Source organism: Gilliamella sp. X-60 (assembly GCF_057063585.1).
This window is the reverse complement of sequence record NZ_JBXSQJ010000042.1, coordinates 1-3177: the sequence shown is the minus strand read 5'-3', so window position 1 is coordinate 3177 and position 3177 is coordinate 1. Positions and strand designations below refer to the sequence as shown.

5 protein-coding genes are annotated in these 3177 nt (G+C 31.4%); 4 read left to right on the top strand and 1 reads right to left on the bottom strand.

The features are described 5' to 3' along the window. From ACYIAM_RS12885 to ACYIAM_RS12870, 4 genes are all read left to right on the top strand, one after another. The coding region (locus ACYIAM_RS12885; RefSeq protein WP_483748543.1) for a M23 family metallopeptidase at positions 1 to 1181 on the top strand (1181 nt) is incomplete at its 5' end. Positions 1182 to 1195: 14 nt separating this feature from the next. After that, entirely contained in the window at positions 1196 to 2014 is an 819-nt protein-coding gene (locus ACYIAM_RS12880) for a hypothetical protein (RefSeq protein ID WP_483748542.1), read from the top strand. 132 nt (positions 2015 to 2146) lie between these two features. Further along, a complete protein-coding gene (locus tag ACYIAM_RS12875; protein ID WP_483748541.1) occupies positions 2147 to 2512 on the top strand; it encodes a M23 family metallopeptidase in 366 nt (121 codons plus the stop codon). A 266-nt stretch (positions 2513 to 2778) separates the two neighbouring features. Next, positions 2779 to 3108 carry a hypothetical protein gene (locus ACYIAM_RS12870; RefSeq protein WP_483748540.1) on the top strand — a complete coding sequence of 110 codons (330 nt, stop codon included), beginning with the start codon at positions 2779 to 2781 and terminating at the stop codon, positions 3106 to 3108. Here ACYIAM_RS12870 and ACYIAM_RS12865 read toward each other — a convergent pair. Beyond that, positions 3091 to 3171, bottom strand: coding sequence for an integrase core domain-containing protein (locus ACYIAM_RS12865; protein WP_141670356.1), 81 nt, complete (start codon positions 3169 to 3171; stop codon positions 3091 to 3093). The two genes, ACYIAM_RS12870 and ACYIAM_RS12865, sit on opposite strands and share 18 nt — an antisense overlap. Positions 3172 to 3177: the final 6 nt, after the last annotated feature.

The window sequence follows — 3177 nt, the reverse complement described above, 5'->3', positions numbered from 1 at the left end:
CAGCGATGCGGGCATTACACCAAATCTTAACGGGCACACTGATTTATTCAATCCAACGGAAAAAAGACCTACCGCCGCCGACTTTTACGGATAAGGATTTAAAGGAAGGATTACGCCGAAGCTGGACGGCGGAGCTGATAGGGCATTTACTGGTGAAATATGAAAGTGAATGGTATGCCGATGAAGCGTTAAGCAAATGGAACGAAATTGATGAGCTATTTGAAGAAGAAAGACAACAGAAAAAAGAGCTTATTGAAGCGGGCTTAGACCTGCTCGGTATCACCCGGCCTGACCTACGTGATTTTGCCTTAAGCGTGGTGGACGAGGCGTTTAAATATATCGAAACAAATTGGAAAATAGAAAAAGTGCAGCGCATTAAACCATCACTGTGGTGGAAACAAGTGGCACAAGCGCAAGCCCAAACCCCGACAGCAAACACAGAAGCAAATACCTCTAAACTGTCCAATCTATCCGCAGATGGCAAGGCATGGTTTATTCATCCGGTAGCGATGATGGATTATTTTAATGTTAGAAGTACTGAAATTATTTTCCCATTAAAAGTAAAACCAATAAACAATTTTGATATGCAATTTGGTAAAAGATTTAATTGGACTAAAAATAATAATCAAACAATGTTTGGATCGAATCGTAGTGGTGGTAAAAGGAAACATGCGGGACGTGATCTATATACTGAACCTAACGCAGAAATTGTTGCAATATGTGATGGTGTTGTACTACAAATTAGTGGATTTTATTCAGAAACCGATCAAATAACAATAAAACATAAAACGAGTAATGGACGTCAATTTATTATTCGTTATGGTGAGGTAGATCATAAAAGTATTAATGTTAAAGTTGGCGATGTTGTTAAGCAAGGTACTGTACTTGCAAAAACAGGATTATTATTAAAAGAGCTCAAAGTTGGTGAAAAAAGTGGCCATACCATTGAAATTAAAATTAATTCTAAACAAACGAAAAAATATAAACCATTATTAACTATTGATGGTCACGTTATTTATATGTTGCATTTAGAATATTATTCAGGTGAAAATGGTTTAGATTTGAAAAATCCATTAACTAATAGAGCAAACTTACCATACCAGAGGCGTGCAGATTTATTAGACCCTCTAGAATTATTAAAAGAAGGATACCGTAATTCATTTTCATCTGAACCTCAATAATTTGGAGGAGTAAAATGATAAAATTTTTGTATATAAATTTGTTTATAATTTTATTGCCTTATGTTGCTTATGCATCAGATATTAATTTGGCTAAAAATAATTATTATATGTTGATGAAAGATAATTTAAGTGAGCAACTTCTACAAACAAAAGAAGGCAAGTTATTAGTTACAGAATTAGATAATCTGATTTTTTTGAATCAAGATAAAATAGTTCTTTGGGGATGCGATTTTAAACAAATGAAAGAAAGTTGGCAAGATATCAATAAACAATTAAATCAAAGTGATTTTTTTAAAGATTATGATAATGAGTTAAGAAAATATCATTTAACCTTCAGAAATTTTATTAAAGTTTATACTAATGATAGAAACAGTTCATCAAATATTTGTAATAGCAGTGATCATATGAATATTATTTTACTTGATAATAATAATCTAATGATACCTTACGAAAATGAATTGATTTTTTTTAAGCGTTTATCAGAAGAACAAGAAAATAATATCAATAATTATCATAATAATGTTAAATGCTTTGAAACTAAACGAGTTGACATGGATATTACTGATATTTGTTATTATCAAAACATGACAATATTGGATGTATATGAAGCAATGAGTTTTGAACCTTCAAATTTATTTAGAAAAAAAATCAAAATAGGAGAAGATTTTTCCAGTATTTACGAAGATGATGATATGAGAGTTGAAGTTGAATATAAATGGAAAGGGAAAAATAGGCTAGAGGTTGTTCAATATTTTGATGGAGGAGTGACTTATTACACATTTATTAATCAAGAAAATAGAACAAAATTAATAACTAAACTTTCTCCAGACTAAAAATCGCACAAAATAAAACAGTAAACATCAATCAAACGAACGCTAATGCTGATAGCCCTAAACTGACCAATCTATTCACTGACTGCAATGCTTGGTTTATGTGTCCGCTGGCGATGATGGATTATTTTAATATTGAAACGACAAAACTTTGGCATGGTTCGTACAAATATTGATGGAACAAAGAAAGTAGATATATTTGCTGATATAAATACCCCTTGTTATGCCTGTTTAGACGGTGAAATAGTGAGCTATATTCCTGAAGTTAAAAATAGTAAAGGCAAAGGTATTGGATATGGCAATGTGTTAGTCCTTAAAGTTAACGGTGAGGATTTAAGAAAATCACGAAATGACACTACCCTTGAATTTCCTCAAAAAGGTGAAATTGAGCAAGCAGCAGATTTTAATATTAATGCTGACTATTTTTACTTACGTTATTGTCATTTAAGTAGTAAACGCGCTGACTTAAAAGTCGGGGATAAGTTAAATCAGGTGACTTAATTGGCTACACAGGCGATACGGGTAATGCTGAAAATGTCGTTAATCCTCACCTGCATTTCGAAATTGCAATGAATCCAACGGGTAACCGCTCTACAGAATATGATACGCAAACCAATAGATTAGGTTTCAAAATCAATCCTGCGTTATTTGTTAATTTACAGACTATAGATATAGATAAGCAAAAGGAAGTACTTTATAGACGAAAAAAGGGAAAATAATCTAAAAGTGAGGTTGGAATGATTTGTATAAAAAGAATGGTTTTTATTATGGTATTTTTTTCTAATTTTGTATTTGCGAATTATAGTATTTATGAAGGTACTATAGATAAATATAAAGTAGAATTTTATTTTGATGCTTTTTATAAGGATGACATTAATATTATTTATATAGATAATAAAACTTATGAGCCCAAACAACTTAATAGTACTAATCAATATCAAAATGACGAAAATATAACATTTAACATTCCTGAAACAAACTTTAGCACATCGACCATAGATACTATCGTAATAAAAAATATTGATTTTGATAAGGATAGTGTAAATACCCCAAACCTAGTACACAACTCACGTAGAAAATCATGCTGCTTGTTTTAGTGTTTTATACTCAATCGGTGTCATGTTATTTAACGCCTCATGCGGTCTTTCGGTATTATAAATCGTTAA

What these genes read in the sequence shown, in the direction of transcription:
- ACYIAM_RS12880 (WP_483748542.1), top strand. Translation starts at nt 1,196, where the DNA reads ATGATAAAATTTTTGTATATAAATTTGTTTATAATTTTATTGCCTTAT.
- ACYIAM_RS12870 (WP_483748540.1), top strand. Translation starts at nt 2,779, where the DNA reads ATGGTATTTTTTTCTAATTTTGTATTTGCGAATTATAGTATTTATGAA.